Source organism: Streptomyces sp. PKA51, assembly GCF_057552455.1.
In genome coordinates this window covers 324,597-343,465 of the sequence record NZ_BAAJPZ010000006.1, presented here as the reverse complement: position 1 = coordinate 343,465, position 18,869 = coordinate 324,597, and the positions used below count along the sequence as shown (strand labels likewise).

Below are 18,869 nucleotides of genomic sequence, written 5' to 3'. Positions count from 1 at the left end.
GCCTCCCCCGCTACGCACGGCGACAGGTCGCTACGGGGTTCGTCACCCTCCGTCAATCAACCGTCCGAATATCGGACGCATGACGCGAGCCGCGTGCGCGCTGGTCATACTCGGGACCTCCATCGTCTCGGATAACGGACAGGCACGACCATGATGCGGACCCTCCAGTCCCCTCCCGCGCAGCCCGAGAGCCCGCCGCAGCAGGCAAAGCCGCTGGCCACCGGGCTCAAGCAACGGCATCTGTCGATGATCGCCCTGGGTGGCGTCATCGGCGCCGGCCTCTTCGTGGGCTCCGGCGCCGGCATCGCCGCCGCCGGGCCGTCGATCGTGCTCGCGTACGCCGTATCCGGGCTGCTGGTGATGTTCGTGATGCGGATGCTCGGCGAGATGTCCGCGGCCAACCCGGCCTCCGGCTCCTTCTCCGTCCACGCCGACCGGGCCCTCGGCCCGTGGGCCGGCTTCACGGCGGGCTGGATGTTCTGGATCCTGCTGGTGGTGGGCGTGGCGGTCGAGGCGATCGGCGCGGCCCACATCCTGCAGGGCTGGTTCCCGGGCACCCCGTCGTGGCTGTGGGTCCTGGGGCTCATGGCGCTGTTCTGCGGCACGAACCTCGCGGCGGTCTCCCGCTTCGGTGAGCTCGAGTTCTGGTTCGCCGCCCTGAAGATCGGCGCCATCGCGGTCTTCCTGGTCCTCGGCGCCCTCGCGGTCTGGGGCCTGCTGCCCGGCACGGCGTCCCCGGGCACCACCCACCTGCTGCACGACGGCGGCTTCCTGCCGCACGGGGCGGGCGGTCTGCTGGCCGGCCTGCTGGCCTCGGTCGTGGCCTACGGCGGTCTGGAGACCGTCACCATCGCGGCCGCGGAGTCCGAGGACCCCCGGCGCGGCGTGGCCCGGGCGGTGCGGACGACGATGTGGCGCATCGGCGTCGTCTACGTCGGCTCGATGCTCGTGATCGTCACCCTGGTCCCGTGGCACAGCAAGGCCGTCACCGAGGACGGCCCGTACGCCGCGGTGCTCGAGCAGCTCGGCGTTCCCGCCGGCGGCCAGATCATGAACGTGGTCGTGCTGATCGCCCTGCTGTCGGCGATGAACGCGAACATCTACGGCTCCTCCCGCATGGCCTACTCCCTGGTGGCGCGCGGGCAGGGCCCGGCCGCCCTGGGCAAGGCCACGGGCGGGGTGCCGCGCCGGGCGGTGCTGGCGTCGTCGGCGTTCGGCTTCTTCGCCGTCCTGCTGTCCTACTGGTGGCCGACGACCGTCTTCGCATGGCTGCTGAACATGGTCGGCGCGGTGGTGCTGGTGGTGTGGGGCTTCATCGCCGCCTCCCAGCTGCGCCTGCGCCGGCGGTTGGAGCGCGAGGCGCCCGAGCGGCTCGTGGTGCGGATGTGGGGCTTCCCGTACCTGACGTGGGTGACGCTGGCCGGTGTCGCGGGCGTGCTGGTGCTGATGACGCTCGAAGCGGACACGCGGGTGCAGCTGTACTTCACCGGCGGGCTCGCCCTGGCCCTGGCCGTGACCGGCTGGCTGCGGCAGCGCACCGCCGCCGCCCCGTAAGGGGCGCCGTACGCACCGCCAGAGGCCGGTCCCCTTTTACCGGGGACCGGCCTCTCGCACGTGTGAACCCCCCGCCCGGTGCGGAATACTGCCCACGGCTGTCCGGTATCCGTGAGGGGTGGGCATGGCACATGCGGAGTTCCCCCGGGGGCCGCACGCGGCCACCGGGCCGGCGGTCGGGGCCGCCCTGGTGGTGCGCGCCCTGGGGGAGCCGCCGGGGCTGCGGATAGCGGGCGAGGTCAGCCTGCGCACCCGTCCGGCCTGGGAGGGGGCGCTGGCCTCGCTGCCGGCCGGTGGGAGCGAGGTCCACCTGGAGCTGTCCGCGCTGACCTTCGTCGACGTCTTCGGCGCCACCACCCTGGCCCTGGCCGCCCAGCGGCTGGGGGCGGGCCGGCGCCTGGTCGTCGACCGTCCGCCGCCATCGCTGCGCCGTGCCCTGGAGACGTTCTGGTCCGACCTGGCAGCGATCGAGGTGACAGTGTGAGCATGGTGAGCGCCGAGGGGGAGCCGTTCGTCCACCCGGCACTGTTCTACCGGGACCGGTCCGAGTACGTGGCGGCCACCACCTCGTTCGTCCGGGACGGCCTGGCCGCGGGGGAGCCGGTGGCGGTGGCCGTGCCGGCCGACCGGCTCGCGCTGCTGCGCGAGGAGCTGAGCGAGGCGGGCGGGGCGGTGCACTTCGTCGACATGGAGGAGGCCGGCCGCAATCCGGGCCGGATCATCCCGCGGGTGCTGCGGGCGTTCGCCGACGCCCACCCGCAAGAGCATGTGCGCATCATCGGGGAGCCGGTCTGGCCGGGGCGCTCGGCCGCCGAGTACCCGGCGTGCGCGCAGCACGAGGCGCTGATCAACCACGCCTTCGCCGGCCGGCGGGTGACGATCGTGTGCCCGTACGACGCGTCGGGGCTGGACGCCCGGGCGCTGGCCGATGCCTACGCCACGCATCCGGTGGTCATCCGGGACGGGCGGCCGGTGCCGAGCCCGCTCTTCGCCCCGGACAAGGTGGTCGCCCTGTACAACCGGCCCCTGGTGCCGCCGGACCGGCCGCCGGACCGTTTCGGCTTCGACGGGGAGACCCTGCCCCAGGCCCGGCACTTCGTGACGGGACGGGCGCGGGCCCTGGGGCTGGCCGGGGCGCGGCTGGACGACCTGGCGCTGGCCGTCGCGGAGCTGACGACGAACAGCGTGGTGCACGGCGGGGGCAGCGGGACGGTGGACGTCTGGGCCGAGGACGGGTACGTGGTGTGGGAGGTGACGGACCGGGGCTTCCTGGGCGACCCGCTGGCGGGGCGGCGCCCGCCGCCGGTGGACCGGCCGGGCGGGCGCGGGCTGCTGCTGGTGCACTGCCTGAGCGACCTGGTGCGCACGCACACGCATCCGGGGGGCACCACCACGCGCTGCTATGTGCGGCGCTGACCAGGCGCAACGTGCAGCGCGCGGCGGTGCCGGTGGCCCCGGTCCAGGGGGAGACCGGGGCCGCCACGGGCGTTCCGAGGGGAGCGGAGCGCCCGGAAGAACACCGTCGGGCCGACGAGGAGGGGGTCGTCCATGGTGTCCGCCCCTGGGATCCCGCTCCGGCGCGGTCGGCGGGGGCAGGAGTAGTAAATATATTTACTGCCAAGTACGCAAGGGTAAGAAAATTTTCATTCCCTGCCGGGGCCGAAAGAACCCCGCCCGGTGCGGTGGGGCGGGGTCAGTCCTCGAGGAAGAAGTCGTGCTGGTCGGCGGCCTGCTCGTACTTCTCCAGCCGTAGCTGGGTGCGCTCCGGGTCGGCGTCGGCCATGGCCTGCAGCAGGGCCGCCGACAGGACGCCGGGGGCGGCGTAGGAGTCGAAGATCAGGCGGGAGCCGGTGCCGGCGGTGAAGACGACGTCGGCCGCCTCCACCAGGGGGCCCAGGGCCACGTCCGTGATCAGGGCGATGCGCAGGCCCGTGCTGCGCGCCGAGCGCAGAACGGCGAGGGTCTCCTTGGCGTGCCGGGGCATGGCGAAGGCCAGGACCCAGGTGCCGCCGGCCTCGCGGGCTTGCAGGAGCGCGTCGTGGGCCACGCTGCCGCCGCGGGAGACCAGGCGCACGTCGGGGTGGATGCGCTGGGCGGCGTAGGCGAAGTACTCGGCGAGCGAGACGGAGATGCGCAGGCCCATGACGGTCAGGGGCACGGAGGTGGCCAGTTCGCGGCCGACCTCCAGGACGCGGTCGGTGCCGGCGAAGAGCCGGCGCAGGGCCTCCAGATTGGCGATCTCGGCGTCGACGGCCGCCTGCAGCTCGTTCGGCCGGGCCTGCGCCTGTTCCGGCCCCGGTGCGCCGGCGAGGGCACCGATGGCGATGGGCTGCAGGGCCTCCCGCAGCGCGGGGTAGCCGGTGAACCCCAGCGAGCAGGCGAACCGGGTCACCGACGGCTGGCTGACCCCCACCCGCTCGGCGAGGTCGGTGATGGTCAGGAACGCGGCCTCGGTGAGGTGGTCGGTGATGTACTGCGCGATGCGGCGCTGTCCGGGCGAGAGCCGGTGGTCGCCGAAGAGGGCACGGAGCTTCTCCGCCGGGGCCGGCTCCGCCACCGCGGGGGGCCTGCCGGGAGTGATCGCCGAGGCCTGTGCACGCTCCTGCTGCCCTGGTCGCACCGGTGTGTCTCCTTATCGCCTGTGCGCCTCAACATAACGCACCCGGGCTGTGCGCCCGGGTGCGTTCGCCGGTGCCGCTCATGGCTTGGGGCACGGCTTCCAGGCGAAGTGGTAGAGCGTGTTGATGTTGCCGTCCGCGGAGTCCATCGCCAGCAGGCTGGTGGTCCTCGTGGGGTCGGACGTGCCGGCGTCGACGCGGAGCTCGGTGTTGATGTTGAAGTTGCGCAGGGCGCCGCAGGGCGCGTAGACGAGGGCGTCGATGTCGGTGGTGTCGGAGGTCTGCCAGTTGTCGTTCAGCGGGCCGGTGAAGGGGTGGTTCACGTAGGACGTCTGCTGCATGCCCTGGAAGTAGTACGAGGCACGCTCCAGTCCGGTGGCGCCCTTCTCCAGGTGGGCGAAGCCGCGGTAGTCGGCGCGGGCGACGGCGTAGGTGAAGCCCTGCGGGACGTGGACGTTCAGGCTGAGCTGGCAGTTCTTGCGGAAGTCCGTCGGTTTGGCGCCCACTCCGACCTGGGCGACGTAGTTGCTGTAGGAGACGGTGAAGGCCGTGTTGTCCGGCGAGACGTTGACATTGGCCGAACCCGCCGGGCAGCCCGACCCGTTGACGGCCACGACGTCGATGACGATCTTGTCGGGCGGCGGGGTGCCCTCCCAGCCCGCGGGCCGCGCGAGCGGGCCGGCCAGCAGCGCCGCGACCGCTGACGCGGTCAGCACCGGTGCGAGCATGTCTCATCCCTCCCACGGACCGGGGCCCGCCCGGACCGGCAGCAGACGTGAGCGATCCGGTACGGGCCCGGGGTGCGGGGCCCGCACCCGGTCAGGGACATTCCTTCCAGGCGAAGTGGTAGAGGGTGTTGACGCTGCCGTCCGTGGAGTCCATCGCCATGAAGCTGTTGGTCGTCGCGGGGTCGGAGGAGCCGGCGCCGACGCGCAGTTCGGTGTTGACGTTGAGGATGCGCTGGACGCCGCAGGGTGCATAGACCAGGGCGTCGACGTCGGTGACGTCGGAGGTCTGCCAGTTGTCGGTGACCGGGCCGCTGAAGCGGTGGCTGACCGCGGTGGTCTGCGGGGAGCCCTGGAAGTAGTAGCCGGCCCGCTCCATGCCGGTGGCGCCGCGCTCCAGGTGGGCGAAGCCGCGGTAGTCGGCGCGGGAGATGGCGTAGGTGAAGCCCTGCGGGACGTGGACGTTGAGGCCCAGCTGGCAATTCTTGCGGAAGTCGGTCGGCTTGGCGCCGATGCCGACCTGGGCGAGGTAGTTGCTGTAGGTGATGGTGAAGGCGGTGTTGTCGGGTGCGACGGCCACGGCGGCGGTGCCGGCGGGGCAGCCGGAGCCGTTGACGGCCACGACGTCGATGACGATGCGGTCGGGCGGGGGCGGGCCCTGGGCGGCGGCGGCCTGTGGCGCGAACGATGCGGCCAGGAGCGCCGTCGTGGCGCCGGCGATCAGTGCGGGTCTGAGCACGGGAGTCCTCCCATCGGGGTGCAGGAGCGTGCCGGGCGCGGTCCATACCAGCAGGCAGAGACAGGCATGTACAGAACAAGACAGGCCGAGAATGCCCGCCCCGGCCCCGGGCCGTCGCGGCCGCCGCGGCCCGAGGGTGATGTCGGAAATCCGCCAGCCACCGCGTCTGCCTGCCGTCATGCTGAGCGGGTGCATGAAGACAGGGAGCGATGCGTCCGAGCCGTGCAGTCCAAGGACGCCCGGTTCGACGGCTGGTTCTTCACCGCGGTGCTGACGACCGGTATCTACTGCCGGCCCAGTTGCCCGGTGGTGCCGCCCAAACCACAGAACATGACCTTCCACCCCAGCGCGGCCGCCGCCCAGCAGGCGGGGTTCCGGGCCTGCAAGCGCTGCCGGCCCGACGCCACCCCCGGCTCACCGCAGTGGAACGAGCGCGCCGACCTCGTGGCCCGGGCCATGCGGCTCATCGGGGACGGCGTGGTCGACCGGGAAGGCGTCGACGGGCTGGCCACCCGGCTCGGCTACAGCACCCGGCAGATCGAGCGCCGGCTGCGGGCCGAGGTGGGGGCCGGTCCCCTCGCCCTGGCCCGGGCCCAGCGCGCCCAGGCGGCCCGCCTGCTGATCGAGACCAGCACGCTGCCCATGGCGGACGTGGCCTTCGCCGCCGGCTTCGCCTCCGTGCGCGCCTTCAACGACACCGTCCGCGAGGTCTTCGCCCTCTCCCCCACCGAGCTGCGCCGGCGCAGCCGCCCCGAGCACACCGCCGGTCAGCTGTGCCTGCGGCTGCCCTACCGGGCCCCTTTGTGCCCCGACAACCTCTTCGGGCACCTGGTCGCCACGGCCGTGCCCGGTGTGGAGGAGTGGCGCGCGGGCACCTACCGCCGCACCCTGCGCCTGCCGCACGGGCACGGCATCGCCGAACTGCGGCCGGGCCCCGGCTCGTACGTCCAGTGCCGGCTGTCCCTGTCCGACCTGCGCGACCTGACCACGGCCATCAACCGCTGCCGGCGGCTGCTGGACCTGGACGCCGACCCCGAGGCCGTCGACGAACTCCTCGGCGCCGACGCGGTCCTCGCGCCGCTGATACGCAAGGCGCCCGGCCGCCGGGTGCCGGGCGCGGTGGACGGTGCGGAGTTCGCCGTACGGGCGCTGCTCGGCCAGCAGGTCTCCACGGCGGCGGCCCGGACCCACGCCGGGCGGCTCGTGGCCGCCCACGGCACACCGGTGGCCGACCCCGGCGGCGGGCTGACCCACCTCTTCCCCGCTCCCGCCGCCCTGACCGGCCTCGACCCGGCCACCGTCGCCTTCCCCCGCAAGCGCCGCGAGGCCCTGGCCGGCCTCGTCGAGGTGCTGGCGGCCGGGCGGCTGGACCTGGCGGCGGGCAGCGACTGGCAGCGGGCCCGGCAGGTGCTGTCGGACCTGCCGGGAGTGGGACCATGGACCGTGGAGACGATCGCCATGCGCGCCCTGGGCGACCCCGACGCGTTCACCGCGACCGACCTCGGCGTCCGGCTCGCCGCGGCGGACCTGGGGCTGCCCACGACGCCGGCCGCGCTGATCCGGCGCGCCGCGGCGTGGCGGCCGTGGCGCGCGTACGCCGTCCAACACCTGTGGGCGACCGGCGACCACCCCGTCAACCACATGCCGACGGCGGACGTCGTCGCCGCGCCGGCCCGTACCGACGACCGAGGAGCAGCCCACCGATGACCGCGGCAGTCCAGCGCACCCACACCGTCGTCGACAGCCCGTACGGGCCGCTGACCCTCGTGGCCGAGGGCCGGCACCTGGTCGGCCTGTACATGGAGGAGCAGCGGCACCGCCCTCCGGTGGAACGCTTCGGCCGGCGGCTGCCGGACGCCGCCGGTGAGCCGTTCGCCGAGACCGTCAGGCAACTGCGGGAGTACTTCGCGGGCGAGCGCCGGGAGTTCGACCTCCCGCTGCTGCTGCACGGCACCGCCTTCCAGCAACGCGTCTGGGCGGCGCTGCGCGAGATCCCGTACGGGCGGACCTGGACGTACGGCGAGCTCGCCGAGCACATCGGGCAGCCGACGGGATCCCGGGCCGTCGGCCTGGCCAACGGCCGCAATCCCCTCGGCATCGTCGTGCCCTGCCACCGTGTCGTCGGCGCGGACGGCAGCCTGACCGGCTACGGCGGCGGCATCGAGCGCAAGCGCGCCCTGCTGGCGCACGAGTGCGCCCTGCCGGCGGCCTCCGGCGACGGTCAGGCCGCCCTGTTCTGACCTACCGCAGGTTCTCCTGCAGGTCCTACTGCACGTCGATGTGCTCGGTGAAGGCCGTCACCGACAGGTCGCCGTTGGTCACCAGCTTGTCGAACGGCACGGTCAGATGCTCGGTCGAAGCCGGCGGGGTGATCTGCAGGTACGAGGCCCGCACCATGACCGGGGCGTCGGCGTGCGCCCAGGCCAGCGCGGCCTCCGCGGAACCGCCCGGCTTCAGGAACAGGGTGCGCTTGCCCGGGTCGGTCACGAAGTAGGTGCTGCCCCAACGGGTGTGGCTGGTCAGCGTCTTGTGCGACGCGTCCTCCAGCCCCAGGCCCGGGTAGCCGCGCAGCGCGCAGGTGCGCCCGCTGGTGTTGGTGAGCTTCAGGACGGTGCCCTCGTGGGACATGCCGACCTGGTGGCCGGCGTCCGACAGCGAAGCCTTCAGGCCCGCGACCTGGCAGGTCGGTGTCGCCTCGGCCGGTGCGGCCGAGGCGGCGCCGGCCCCGCCGAGGACGGCCCCCGCCGCCAGCGCCGTCGCAGCGGCCGTCGCAGCGGCCCTGCCCAGTGTGTTCCGTATCATCACACGCCCCCTTGGAGTGAAGAGGAGAAGCACGAACCTTCCCCGTGCTCTCCATGATCTCTCTTCCGTCTGCCTCGCGCAGGTCTCCCCAAACGCCCTGCGGCACACGGAGGGTGTGTGATTTCCCTCAGCCGAGCCTGTCCTCGCGCAGGCACTCGATCTGGTAGTCGCCACTGGCCTCGTCGACCGTCACGCCGTGGGTCTCGCACCCGAAGCCGGGGAAGGCACGGTCGAAGGACTCCAGGGCGCGCAGGTAGCGCAGCAGGGGCCCGTCGGCGTCCCCGGTGGACTCGCCGGGCATGAGCACGGGGATGCCCGGCGGGGTGACGGTCACCATGGCGGCCGCCACCCGTCCCGCGGCGTCGGCGACCCTGACCCGTTCGGTGCCCTCGCGGATCAGCTGCCGGTAGCACCAGCGGGGGACGGCGACGGGCTCGGGCAGTTCCCTGAAGGCCCGGTCGAGGAGGGTGACGAGGTCGGCCCGGCGCAGGTGCTCGTGCATGGACCGGCACAGCTCGTCCAGCGTCACGCCGGCGTAGCGGCCGGGGTGGCGCTCGACGAGGCCGGGCAGGACGCGCTCGAGCGGTTCGGCGGCGTCGTAGAGGGACTTGAAGTCCATCAGGGCATCGAGCAGGGTGCCCCACTTGCCCTTGGTGATGCCCATGGAGAACAGGATCAGGGTGGTGTAGCTGTCGGTCTTCTCCACCACGATGTTGCGGGTCGCCAGGTAGGCGACCAGGACGCGGGCGGGGATGCCGCGCTCGGCCCAGGTGCCGGTGGCGTCCATGCCGGGGCAGGTCACGGTGACCTTGACGGGGTCGAGCAGGGCGTAGCCCTCGTCCAGGCCCGGGAAGCCGTGCCAGTCGGCGTCCGGTGCGAGCTGCCAGCAGGAGGGCTCGGTGCGCAGCAGGTCGGTCGGGGCGTCGGCGAAGGCGTGGCGCTCGCCGGTGGCGGGGTCGGTGACCTCCTCGGGCTGCCAGATGCCGAAGAACCAGGGGGGCCGGTCCGATGCCTGCTCGATGCGGCGTGCCGTGCGCACCACGGCCTGGCGGAAGCGGACGGCCTCGGTGATCGCCTCGTCGACGAGCCAGTGGCCCTGGGGGCCGTCCATCATGCCGGCGGCGACGTCGAGGGAGGCGATGGCGGGGTACAGCGGCGAGGTGGTGCCGTGCATCATGAACGCCTCGTTGAACCGCTCGTGGTCCACCGGGGCCCTGGGCGCCGCCCGGACGTGGACCATCGCGCTCTGCGAGAGCGCGGCGAGCAGCTTGTGCGTGGACTGGGTGGTGAAGACGGTGGGGCGCTCGGGGCCGGGGAAGGTGCCGGGCCCCACGGCCATGCCGTAGCGGCCGGCGTACAGGGGGTGGAAGCGCGCGTAGGCGAACCACGCCTCGTCGAAGTGCAGCCGCGGGGTGCTGGGGGCCAGTTCGTGCGCGAGGCGCACGGCGTCGTAGCACACGCCGTCGTACGTGGAGTTGGTGACCACGGCGTACTGGGCGGCGGGCGAGGTGGCCTGCGCGGCGAGCGGGTTGCCGGCGATGCGGGCGGCGACGGCGTCGGCGGCGATGCCCGCCGGGGGCAGCGGGCCGGCCAGCCCGTAGCCGTTGCGGGTGGGCACGAGGTAGACGGGCCGGGCGCCGGAGAGGACCAGTCCGTGCAGGACGGACTTGTGGCAGTTGCGGTCGATCAGGGCGACCTCGTCCTCGGCGACGCAGTACTGGCCGACCATGCGGTCGGCCGTGGAGTTGCCGTGCAGGACGAAGTAGGTGCGCTCGGCGCCGAAGATGCGGGCGGCGTTGCGCTCGGCGTCGCCGACGGGGCCGGTGTGCTCGAAGAGGGAGCCGAGCTCCTCCACCGAGATGGACAGGTCGGTGCGGAAGAGGCGCTCGCCGTAGTGGTCGAAGAAGGCGCGGCCCACCGGGGACTTGAGGAAGGCGACGCCGCCGGCGTGGGCCGGGGTGTGCCAGGAGTACTCGTGGGCGTCGTGGAAGCGGCGCAGGGCGCGGAAGAAGGGCGGCAGGACGGCCTCGCGGTAGGCGCGGGCCGCGCCGGCGATGCGGCCGGCGATGAACGCCGGGGTGTCCTCCAGCGGCCACACGTAGCCGACCACCGCCTCGGCGACCCACAGGGGCAGGCGTTCGAGGTCCTCGTCGGCGTCGTCGGTCATGACCAGCAGGACGGGAAGGCCCTTGAAGCGGCGGGAGATCTCGCGCAGGACGGTGGCGCCGCCGGGGCCGTCCGCTCCGGGGGCGCCGGCCGGGGCGAGGTCCCAGGAGACGACGGCGGCCGCCAGGCCCGCCTCGGTGCGCAGCACCGCCCGGGCGTCGGATTCGGTGCGGGCCCAGCGCACTTCGAGCCCGTGGGACTCCACCGCGGTGCGGATCCTGCGCAGTTGCTCGCTGTGGGATCCGGCGGCGAGCGGGTCCTGCTGCAGTGCGAAGAGGACGGTTCCGTCGGTCATCTCAACTCCCCCGTTATTGAGATCAACGGACCACACCCTGCCCCCTGCGGGCCGCGGCCACTCGCGGTACGGGGTCCGCCGGGGGTCAAACCACCCGGTCGTGGGGAACCGGTGGGCGGCTTGCGGGCGCGAGCCGTGGCGAGCGGGTGCTCCGGGTGCGCTGATCGGTGGGTACGGGCCGCGGGCGGGCATGGCGGCGGGCCGGGCCCGGGGCGTGGTGGTGTAAGCAGGAGGCATGGATCTCTGGCGCCCGCGCGGGGCCCCGCGCCGGCCGGGGCGGCCGCACCGGGCCCTGGTCGCGGTGCCGCTCCTGCTGGTCGTGGTCGTCACGGTGGTGGACATCCTGGCGCCGCCGGAAGTGCACCTCGGTCCTTTCCTGGTCGCCGCTCCCGCCGTGACGGCCTCGTTCGGCGGGGCGCGGCTGACGGCGTTCGTCGGCCTGGTGGCGGTGGTGGCGCAGACCGTCGTGGCGGTGGTGCGCACCACGGCGACCGATCTCAACCACACGCTGCAGATCACGGCGCTGATCCTCATTTCGGCGATCGTGACCGTCTTCGCGCACCGCCGGGAGCGGCACGAGCGGCAGATGACGCAGCTCAGGTCGGTGGCGGAGGCGGCCCAGGGCGTGGTGCTGCGGGCGCTGCCGCGGCGCTCGGGCCCGCTGCGGATCGCGTCGTTCTATCTGGCGGCCGAGGCGGAGGCGCAGATCGGCGGGGACCTGTACGCGGTGGCGCGGACGGCCGGCAGCACGCGGCTGGTCGTGGGGGACGTGCGGGGCAAGGGGCTGGCGGCGGTGGGGGACGCGGCGCTGGTCCTGGGGGCGTTCCGGGCGGCGGCGCACCGGCAGGCGGAGCTGCCGGACCTGGTGGCGGATCTGGAGGGCGCGCTCGCCTCGGGCGTGAACGGGCTCGGAGGGCGGGAGCGGGCCGACCGCAGCGAGGCGTTCGTCACCGCGGCCGTGCTGGAGGTACCGGACGGGGCGCCGGTGCTGCACATGGTCAGCTGCGGGCACCCGCCTCCGCTGCTGCTGCGCGAGGGCCGGGTGACGGCGCTGGAGGCGGCGCAGCCGGGGCTGCCGCTGGGGCTGGCCGCCTTCGACCGGTCGGGCTTCGTGCTGGAGTCCTTCGCGTTCGGCCCGGGTGACGTCGTCCTGCTGTACACGGACGGGGTGATCGAGGCGCGGGACGGGGCAGGGGTGTTCTATCCGCTGGCCGAGCGGCTGGCGGGGCGCTCGGGGGACCATCCGGAGGCGCTGCTGCGGCACTTGCGCGAGGATCTGCTGGCGCATGCGGGCGGGTTCCTGGGTGACGACGCGGCCATGGTGGTCGTCCAGCGCCTGGCCGCGCCGTAGGCGACCGCAGGGTCCTGTCCCGGTGGGGCCGTTGGCCGTCCTCGGTCGTCGTCTACAGTGCTGCGATCAGCCGAGGAGGGGTCCGATGACGTCCGTCCATCGCCGGGCAGCGGCCGTGACCGGCCTGGTGGCCCTGGCCGTCTTCGCCGTGCTGGCCGCCGTGGTCGTCCTCCGGGGCGGCGCTCCCCTGCCGGTGGACACCTGGGTGCTGGGATGGGCCGTGGGGCACCGGCCGGGACCTGCGGTGACCTTCGCACGCTGGCTGACCGGCACCGGCACGGGCGCCGTGCCGTACCTGCTGGCCGTCCTGGCAGGGGTTCTCGCCGGGCGCACGGCCCGGCAGCGCCTGCTGTCCGCCGCGTGGTGCCTGCTCTTCCTGGGCGCGGGTCAGGGGCTGCGGCGGGCGGTGCTGTACGTGGTCGAGCGGGTGCGGCCGCCCGTGCGGCAGTGGGCGACGCACGCCGCGGACTGGTCCTTCCCCTCCGGGCACGCGACGACGGCGGCCCTGACCGCCGCCCTGCTCGTCGCGGCGGTCCTGCTGCGCGCGCCGCGGGCCCGGTGGCCGCTGGCCGTGCTGGCCGGCTGCTGGGGCGTGGCGGTGGGGCTGACGCGGGCCTACCTGGGCGTGCACTGGATCAGCGATGTCGTCGGGGGCTGGCTGTTCGCGCTCGCGTGGTGCGGTGCGGGTGCGTGGGCGGCCACCCGGTGGCTTCCCGTGCCCTCGCCGCCGCGGCGGCGAGGGTACGCGGGCTCCCGGCGCGGTGCCGCCCGCGCCGGGAGCCGCTGAGCCGGACGGCGTAGCGCGACCGCGTCACCGACGGGGCCGGGTGCCCGGTTCCTGGCGCGGGGGCTGCTGGGCGGCGCCGGGGAAGGCGGGTGCCGGCAGGTGGGCGACGTCCCACTCGGCCTGGCGCAGCCGTTCCTCGGTGTCGGTGGGCAGGCCCGGCGGCCTGCCGGCGGCGGAACCGAAGCCGAAGGCGGAGGTCAGGTCGCCGAAGGTGCGCCGGCGCCAGGCGCTGATGTTGGGCTCGCGCACGCCCGTCCAGCGTTCGAGGAAGCGCAGCACCGAGGTGTGGTCGAACGCCTCGCCGGCCGCCCAGCCGCCCACCGTCCACGGCGAGACGATCAGGCAGGGCACGCGGAAGCCCCCGCCGATCGGCAGGCCCTGGACGAACTCGTCCGGGGTGCCCTTCGGGGGGACGGGCGGGGGCACGTGGTCGAAGAGGCCGTCGTTCTCGTCGAAGTCGAGGATGAAGACGGTCTTGCGCCACACCTCGGGGTTGTCGGCGATCGCTTCGAGCTTCTTGGCGATGAAGTCCGCGCCGGCTGCGGGCAACGCGTCGGGGTGCTCGCAGGAGGCGGTGGTGGGCAGGATCCAGGAGACGGCCGGCAGGCGGTCGTTGCGCGCGTCGTCCTCGAAGGTCCCCTCGGGGGCGACCCGCAGTCCGCGCTCGTACAGGGGGCTGCCGGGCTTGGCGTTCTTGAACTGCTGGAACTGTTCCAGCATGTTCGTGCCGTAGTCGTCCTCCTCCCGGTAGACGCGCCAGCTGATGCCGGCCTTCTCCAGGCGCTCGGGGTAGGTGGTCCAGCGGTAGGGCTTGGGCGCGGTGTTGTCGATGACGGGGCCGCCGCGGGTGCCGCCGGGGTCGATCGTGCCGGTCATCCAGTACAGGCGGTTGGGCCAGGTGGGGCCGAGGACGGAGCAGAAGTAGTTGTCGCAGATGGTGAAGGCCTCCGCGAGCGCGAACTGGAAGGGGATGTCCTCGCGCGTGTGGTAGCCCATCACGTAGGGGGCCTTGCTGCCGTCGGAGCCGGGGCGGCGGTGGGCGGTCATCCAGCGGTCCATCCTGCCGCCGTTCCACGACTCGTGCTGGGTGCGCCAGGAGTGGTCGGTCGAGGGGATCGCCTGGGCGCGGGTGCGGTGGGTGTCAAGGTGGAAGGGCAGCAGGTAGCCCTTGGGGTTCTTGGCGTCGGGCTGGTGGAAGACGCTGCGGCCGCCGGGCAGGGTGAGGGCGTCGGGGTCGGCGAAGCCGCGCACCCCCTTGAGGGTGCCGTAGTAGTGGTCGAAGGATCTGTTCTCCTGCATCAGCAGCACGACGTGCCGGACGTCGGCGAGCGAGCCGCCCCGCGCGGCTCCGGCGGCCACCGCCCGCTGGAGGCCGGGGGGCAGCACGGACAGCGTCGCGGCGCCGGCCGCCGCGCCGAGGAGCCTGCGCCGGGTGATGTCGGACATGAGGATCCCTCCCTGGGTGTCGTGTGGGGGCCACACGCATGACCGGTACGACTGTCCCGGTGCGGGCCCGTCGACAACAGGGGGGAGGGAGTGAACGATGCGGCAATTGGCTGTGAATGAGGGGAAGTTGACCGATCGGCGCCAGGGAGGGCGCCCGCGGCGCGCCGGGCGATCACCTACGGGGGGCGCGGGTCCTGCGCCCCGGCGCCCGGCATCCGTCCGGGTGCCGGGGCCGGCGTCCGTCCGGGTGCCGGGGCCGGCGTCCGTCCGGGTGCCGGGGCCGGCGTCCGTCCGGGGCGCCGGGGCCGATGTCCACGGGACGGGGTCGGTGTCCGGGGGACGGCGTTACGCTGGAATCGTGGCAGATTAAACCATCCCCGTTCCGGCAATCCCGCGGTGCGGGGACCGGGAAGATCCGGAGGAAGCCATGGGGATCCTGGCGAACCTGACTCCGGCCCTCGGCAGCATGCGCAAGCGCACTACTGACGACAGGCGCAAGAAGAGGACCAGTCACCACAAGAAGAGGGATCACCGTCGTCGCCACCGCAGGCACGGGGGCTACTGACGGCATCCGGCAACCGTCCAGGCCGGGCCGCGCAGGCCCGGCCGTGTCGATCGGGCGGGGGCACGCACCGTGTGGTCGCCGCGGCGGTTCGTGGCCGCCATCGCCAGTCCGCAGGAAGAGGAGTCGGTCGTCCCGGCCGCTCCCCCGGTGCCGCTGCGCGAGGTCTTCCGGCGCTTTTGGCCCTACACCCGCGGCGGGCGCCGCTGGCTGCCGGTGCTGCTCCTCCTCGTCGCCGCCGGTCCCGTACTGGACGCGGCCGGCGTCTGGCTGTTCAAGATCGTCATCGATGACGTCCTGGTCCCGCAGCACCTCGCCCTCTTCGTGCCCGTCGCCCTGGCCTACGTGGCGATCACGCTGGCCGCGGGCCTGGTGAGCTTCGGCGACGAGGTGACCTCCACCTGGGTCGGCGAGCGCTTCCTGATGACACTGCGCGCCGACCTCTTCCGGCACCTGCAGGGCCTGTCCCTCGGCTTCTTCGAGCGCCGCCGGCTCGGTGACGTCCTCGCCCGCCTGACGGGCGACGTCGAGGCGGTCGAGACGTTCCTGCTCTCCGGGATCGTCAGCGCGATCGCCCACCTGATGGAACTCGCCGTCTTCCTGACCGTGCTCTTCTACCTCAGCTGGGACCTGACGGTGGTCGCGCTCCTGGTCGCCCCGCTGTTCTGGGGCACGGCCCGCTGGTTCGCGGCCCTGGTCAAGGACGCCTCCCGGGAGCGGCAGCGGCGCAGCGGGACGATCAGCGCCGTCGCCGAGGAGAGCCTCGGCAACGTCGCCCTCGCCCAGGCGTACGGGCGCGAGGGCCACGAGCAGCGGCGCTTCCGGGCCGAGAACCTCGGCAGGTACCGGGCCGAGATGGCCTCCGCCCGGATCGCCGCCCTCTTCGGCCCGGTCGTCGACGTCCTGGAGCTGGGCGGCGTGCTGGTCGTCATGGGGCTGGGGGCCTGGGAGCTCACCCAGGGCCGGCTGACCCTCGGCGGGCTGCTGGTCTTCCTCACCCTCCTGACCCGGCTCTACGGGCCGATCCGGGGCGTGGCGCGGCTGAGCAACACCTTCTACGCGGCGTCCGCGGCCGCCGAGCGGATCATCGAGATGTTCGACCAGCGGCCGCAGGTCACCGAGACCCTCTTCCCCGCCCGCCTGGGGCGGGCACGCGGCGAGGTGGTCCTCGACGCGGTCACCTTCCGCTACCCCGGGGCCGCCCGGCCCGCACTGCGGGACGTCACCTTGCAGGCCGCGCCCGGCGAGACGCTGGCCCTGGTGGGGGCGAGCGGCGCGGGGAAGTCGACCGTCGCCAAACTGCTGCTGCGCTTCTACGACCCCGAGCACGGCGCCGTCCGCATCGACGGCCTCGACGTGCGCGAACTGCGCCTGGCCGAGCTGCGGGAGAACATCGCACTGCTCCTGCAGGAGACGCCGGTCCTGCACGGCACCGTCCGGGAGAACATCGCCTACGGCCGGCCCGGCGCGAGCGAGGCGCAGATCCTCGCGGCGGCGCGGGCCGCCGACGCCGACGGGTTCGTCCGCCGCCTGCCGCAGGGCTACGACACGGTGGTCGGCCAGCACGGCCGGCTGCTGTCGGGCGGGCAGCGCCAGCGCCTGGCCATCGCCCGGGCCATGGTGCGCGACGCGCCCGTCCTCGTCCTCGACGAGCCCACGACCGGGCTCGACGCCGCGTCGGGCCGCCGGATCCTGCAGCCGCTGCGGCTGCTGATGGGCGGGCGCACGACGATCATCATCTCCCACAACCTGCTGACCGTGCGCAGCGCCGACCGCATCGTGCTGCTGGAGGACGGCCGGGTCTCCGACAGCGGCACCCACGCCGAGCTCCTCGCCCGCAGCGCCTCCTACCGGCAGCTGCACCGCCTGCACGGCGTGGGCGACGGCCTGCCGCTCGCCCCGGCCGAAGGGGACGCCGCATGAGCGCCCGCGCCGGTCCGCGGCCGGCGCCGCTGCCGGCCGGTGCGCTCGTCGCCCCGGGCTACGAGGTGCTCGCGCACCTGCACCGCACCGGCTGGCTGGATCTGTACGACGCCTGGAGCCCGGAGCGCGAGTGCCGCTGCGTGGTGAAGGTGCTGCGCCCGGACCGCGCCGCCGACCCCGAGCTGCGCGAGCGGCTGGTGCGCGAGGGCCGCTGGCTGAAGGACTTCACGCACCCGCACCTGGTGCGCGCGTACGAGGTCGCCGGTGCCGCGGACCCGCGGCCGTACGTCGTCCTGGAGACGCTCACCGGCGAGACGCTCGACCACCTGGTACGGCACGCGGACGCCCTGCCGGACGCCGCCGACCTGGCGCTGCTCGGTGTGCAGCTGTGCTCGGCGGTGCACTACCTGCACGGCCGAGGGCTGCTGCACCTGGACATCAAGCCGGACAACGTCGTCATCGACTGCCGCCGCGCCAAACTCCTCGACCTGAGCACTGCCGCCCCGCCCGGCCCCGGCGAGCCCGGCGTCGGCACCCGCTGCTACCTCTCCCCCGAGCAGGCGCGGGGCGGGCCGCTGTCGGCGGCGACGGACGTGTGGGGCATCGGCGTCACGCTGTACGAGGCCGCCACGGGGACGGTGCCGTTCGGCGAGGGCGAGGAGGTGCAGGAGGAGTCGTCGGGCGAAGGCGGACCGGGCGAGGAGGAACCGGGCGAAGGCGAACCAGGCGAGGTGGAGCCGGATGAGGACGAACCGGACGAGGACGAGCTGATCGGGCGCTACCCCCAGCTGAGCCTGCCGGCACCGCCCGTGGCGAGCCACCGGCGCCTGCCCGACGGCCTGGCCGCGGCGATCGACGCCTGCCTACGGCCGGATGCGGCCGCCCGCCCGCCGCTGGGCACCCTCGCCGCCGCGCTCGACGCCCTGCTGCCGCAGGGGCGCCGCGCCGTTGTGCCCCGGGAGTGAGGGTGCCGCCGTTGTCGCGGTGGTCGCCGTTGTCGCCGTTGTCGCGAGGAGGGTGCGCATGGTCTCCGCGGCCGTGACGGCGGCCTGACCGCAGCAGTTGTTGAACAGCACGTGCACGCGTGCGGCGCCGCGGGCGAGCCGCCGCACGCGGGCGGCCCACGGGGCCAGCTCGGCGCTGGTGTAGTCGTGGCGGAAGCGCTCCTCCTTGCTGCCCCGCCCCCAAGCCGCCGAGCGGCCGTGGAACCGCACGACCGCGAGGTCCGGGCAGGTGACCTCGGCCACCGGCGGGACGGCTCCGGGAACCCGCGGGGAGGTGTCCACCGCCACCAGGGCCATGCCGCATTCCCGCGCCAGCCCGAGGGTGCCCGGCAGCTCGGTGTGGCCGAACCAGCCGGGGTGGCGGAACTCGACGGCCAGCGGCAGGTCACCGGCGTACGCCCGGCAGGCGGCCACCCGTGCGCGGCCGCGCGGCCCGGGGGCCAGCCACGGCGGGAACTGCACCAGGACCGCGCCCAGCCGGCCGGCCTCCCGCAACGGCCGCACCCCTTCGGCGAACCTGCGCCACAGCTCCCCGATGAGCGCGCGCGGCAGCTCGGCGCTCGTCAGGCGCCGCTCGAGCGGCCCCGGCGGCCGCAGGTCGGCGGGCAGCATGGCCGCCCGTACGGGGTGGCCGGTCAGGGGCGCGAACGCCTTGACGTCGAAGGTGAAGCCGGCGGGCGTGCGCTGCGCCCACTGGCGGCCGATGTGCGGAGCGGGCAGCCCGTAGTAGGTGGTGTCGGCCTCCACGACGGGGAAGCGGGCCGCGTAGTGCCGCAGCCGTCCCTCGGGGGACCGTGCGCCCGGCGGGTACCAGCCGCTCGCCACGAGGGCCTGGTCCGTCCAGGAGCAGGTGCCGACCAGGATGCCGGACCGGTCGATGGTGCTCACGCCGTCTCC

The 18,869-nt window shown here is 74.1% G+C and carries 16 protein-coding genes; 9 read left to right on the top strand and 7 right to left on the bottom strand.

Features of this window, described 5'->3' with window-relative positions; genetic code table 11:
- The first annotated feature begins 153 nt into the window (after positions 1-153).
- The 3 genes from AC27L3_RS13035 to AC27L3_RS13025 all read left to right on the top strand — a co-directional run bounded on the left by AC27L3_RS13035 (position 154) and on the right by AC27L3_RS13025 (position 2,970).
- A complete protein-coding gene (locus tag AC27L3_RS13035) occupies positions 154-1,554 on the top strand; it encodes an amino acid permease (protein ID WP_487234197.1) in 1,401 nt (466 codons plus the stop codon).
- A 124-nt stretch (positions 1,555-1,678) separates the two neighbouring features.
- Positions 1,679-2,038: an STAS domain-containing protein gene (locus AC27L3_RS13030; RefSeq protein WP_487234186.1), complete on the top strand. Its 360-nt coding sequence runs from the start codon at positions 1,679-1,681 to the stop codon at positions 2,036-2,038.
- Positions 2,039-2,040: 2 nt separating this feature from the next.
- On the top strand, positions 2,041-2,970 hold the full coding sequence (locus tag AC27L3_RS13025) for an anti-sigma factor RsbA family regulatory protein (protein WP_487234185.1): 930 nt from the start codon (positions 2,041-2,043) through the stop codon (positions 2,968-2,970).
- Between the two features lie 277 nt (positions 2,971-3,247).
- Here the strand turns inward: AC27L3_RS13025 and AC27L3_RS13020 are convergent, their stop codons facing one another.
- The 3 genes from AC27L3_RS13020 to AC27L3_RS13010 form a co-directional block, all read right to left on the bottom strand.
- Complete coding sequence (locus tag AC27L3_RS13020; RefSeq protein ID WP_487234184.1) at positions 3,248-4,174, bottom strand: MurR/RpiR family transcriptional regulator; 927 nt, start codon at positions 4,172-4,174, stop codon at positions 3,248-3,250.
- Positions 4,175-4,252: 78 nt separating this feature from the next.
- Positions 4,253-4,900 carry a DUF4360 domain-containing protein gene (locus AC27L3_RS13015; protein ID WP_487234183.1) on the bottom strand — a complete coding sequence of 216 codons (648 nt, stop codon included), beginning with the start codon at positions 4,898-4,900 and terminating at the stop codon, positions 4,253-4,255.
- 91 nt (positions 4,901-4,991) lie between these two features.
- Positions 4,992-5,636: a DUF4360 domain-containing protein gene (locus tag AC27L3_RS13010; RefSeq protein WP_487234182.1), complete on the bottom strand. Its 645-nt coding sequence runs from the start codon at positions 5,634-5,636 to the stop codon at positions 4,992-4,994.
- A 189-nt stretch (positions 5,637-5,825) separates the two neighbouring features.
- Between AC27L3_RS13010 and AC27L3_RS13005 the strand changes: the two genes are divergently transcribed.
- The gene (locus tag AC27L3_RS13005; RefSeq protein WP_487234181.1) at positions 5,826-7,343 is read left to right on the top strand and encodes an AlkA N-terminal domain-containing protein; all 1,518 of its coding nucleotides are present in this window, start codon (positions 5,826-5,828) and stop codon (positions 7,341-7,343) included.
- Entirely contained in the window at positions 7,340-7,876 is a 537-nt protein-coding gene (locus tag AC27L3_RS13000) for a methylated-DNA--[protein]-cysteine S-methyltransferase (RefSeq protein WP_487234180.1), read from the top strand. Before AC27L3_RS13005 ends, AC27L3_RS13000 begins: the two co-directional genes overlap by 4 nt.
- A 25-nt stretch (positions 7,877-7,901) precedes the next feature.
- On the opposite strand, the gene AC27L3_RS12995 is transcribed toward AC27L3_RS13000, so the two are convergent.
- Positions 7,902-8,438: a DUF4232 domain-containing protein gene (locus tag AC27L3_RS12995; protein ID WP_487234179.1), complete on the bottom strand. Its 537-nt coding sequence runs from the start codon at positions 8,436-8,438 to the stop codon at positions 7,902-7,904.
- A gap of 127 nt (positions 8,439-8,565) precedes the next feature.
- The gene (locus AC27L3_RS12990; protein WP_487234178.1) at positions 8,566-10,899 is read right to left on the bottom strand and encodes an Orn/Lys/Arg family decarboxylase; all 2,334 of its coding nucleotides are present in this window, start codon (positions 10,897-10,899) and stop codon (positions 8,566-8,568) included.
- A 235-nt stretch (positions 10,900-11,134) separates the two neighbouring features.
- Here AC27L3_RS12990 and AC27L3_RS12985 point away from each other — a divergent pair, with 235 nt between their 5' ends.
- Positions 11,135-12,250, top strand: a complete 1,116-nt coding sequence (locus AC27L3_RS12985) for a PP2C family protein-serine/threonine phosphatase (protein ID WP_487234177.1) — start codon at positions 11,135-11,137, stop codon at positions 12,248-12,250.
- Between the two features lie 85 nt (positions 12,251-12,335).
- Positions 12,336-13,037 (top strand): phosphatase PAP2 family protein, encoded by a 702-nt coding sequence (locus AC27L3_RS12980; protein ID WP_487234176.1) that lies wholly within the window; start codon positions 12,336-12,338, stop codon positions 13,035-13,037.
- Positions 13,038-13,061: 24 nt separating this feature from the next.
- Here AC27L3_RS12980 and AC27L3_RS12975 read toward each other — a convergent pair whose 3' ends face one another.
- Positions 13,062-14,483, bottom strand: coding sequence for an alkaline phosphatase family protein (locus AC27L3_RS12975; protein WP_487234175.1), 1,422 nt, complete (start codon positions 14,481-14,483; stop codon positions 13,062-13,064).
- Between the two features lie 655 nt (positions 14,484-15,138).
- On the opposite strand from AC27L3_RS12975, the gene AC27L3_RS12970 reads away from it, so the two are divergent.
- A complete protein-coding gene (locus AC27L3_RS12970) occupies positions 15,139-16,968 on the top strand; it encodes an ABC transporter ATP-binding protein (RefSeq protein ID WP_487234174.1) in 1,830 nt (609 codons plus the stop codon).
- Positions 16,965-17,933: a serine/threonine-protein kinase gene (locus AC27L3_RS12965; protein ID WP_487234173.1), complete on the top strand. Its 969-nt coding sequence runs from the start codon at positions 16,965-16,967 to the stop codon at positions 17,931-17,933. Before AC27L3_RS12970 ends, AC27L3_RS12965 begins: the two co-directional genes overlap by 4 nt.
- Here AC27L3_RS12965 and AC27L3_RS12960 read toward each other — a convergent pair.
- Positions 17,832-18,860, bottom strand: coding sequence for a DUF72 domain-containing protein (locus tag AC27L3_RS12960; protein ID WP_487234172.1), 1,029 nt, complete (start codon positions 18,858-18,860; stop codon positions 17,832-17,834). The genes AC27L3_RS12965 and AC27L3_RS12960 overlap by 102 nt on opposite strands.
- Between the last annotated feature and the right edge of the window lie 9 nt (positions 18,861-18,869).

Excerpts from the sequence above, each read along its gene's own strand:
- AC27L3_RS13035 (WP_487234197.1), top strand. The coding sequence starts at position 154 with ATGCGGACCCTCCAGTCCCCTCCCGCGCAGCCCGAGAGCCCGCCGCAG.
- AC27L3_RS13025 (WP_487234185.1), top strand. The coding sequence starts at position 2,041 with ATGGTGAGCGCCGAGGGGGAGCCGTTCGTCCACCCGGCACTGTTCTAC.
- AC27L3_RS12990 (WP_487234178.1), bottom strand. The coding sequence starts at position 10,899 with ATGACCGACGGAACCGTCCTCTTCGCACTGCAGCAGGACCCGCTCGCC.
- AC27L3_RS13030 (WP_487234186.1), top strand. The coding sequence starts at position 1,679 with ATGGCACATGCGGAGTTCCCCCGGGGGCCGCACGCGGCCACCGGGCCG.
- AC27L3_RS13015 (WP_487234183.1), bottom strand. The coding sequence starts at position 4,900 with ATGCTCGCACCGGTGCTGACCGCGTCAGCGGTCGCGGCGCTGCTGGCC.
- AC27L3_RS12980 (WP_487234176.1), top strand. The coding sequence starts at position 12,336 with ATGACGTCCGTCCATCGCCGGGCAGCGGCCGTGACCGGCCTGGTGGCC.
- AC27L3_RS12985 (WP_487234177.1), top strand. The coding sequence starts at position 11,135 with ATGGATCTCTGGCGCCCGCGCGGGGCCCCGCGCCGGCCGGGGCGGCCG.
- AC27L3_RS12965 (WP_487234173.1), top strand. The coding sequence starts at position 16,965 with ATGAGCGCCCGCGCCGGTCCGCGGCCGGCGCCGCTGCCGGCCGGTGCG.
- AC27L3_RS13000 (WP_487234180.1), top strand. The coding sequence starts at position 7,340 with ATGACCGCGGCAGTCCAGCGCACCCACACCGTCGTCGACAGCCCGTAC.
- AC27L3_RS12995 (WP_487234179.1), bottom strand. The coding sequence starts at position 8,438 with ATGATACGGAACACACTGGGCAGGGCCGCTGCGACGGCCGCTGCGACG.
- AC27L3_RS12975 (WP_487234175.1), bottom strand. The coding sequence starts at position 14,483 with ATGTCCGACATCACCCGGCGCAGGCTCCTCGGCGCGGCGGCCGGCGCC.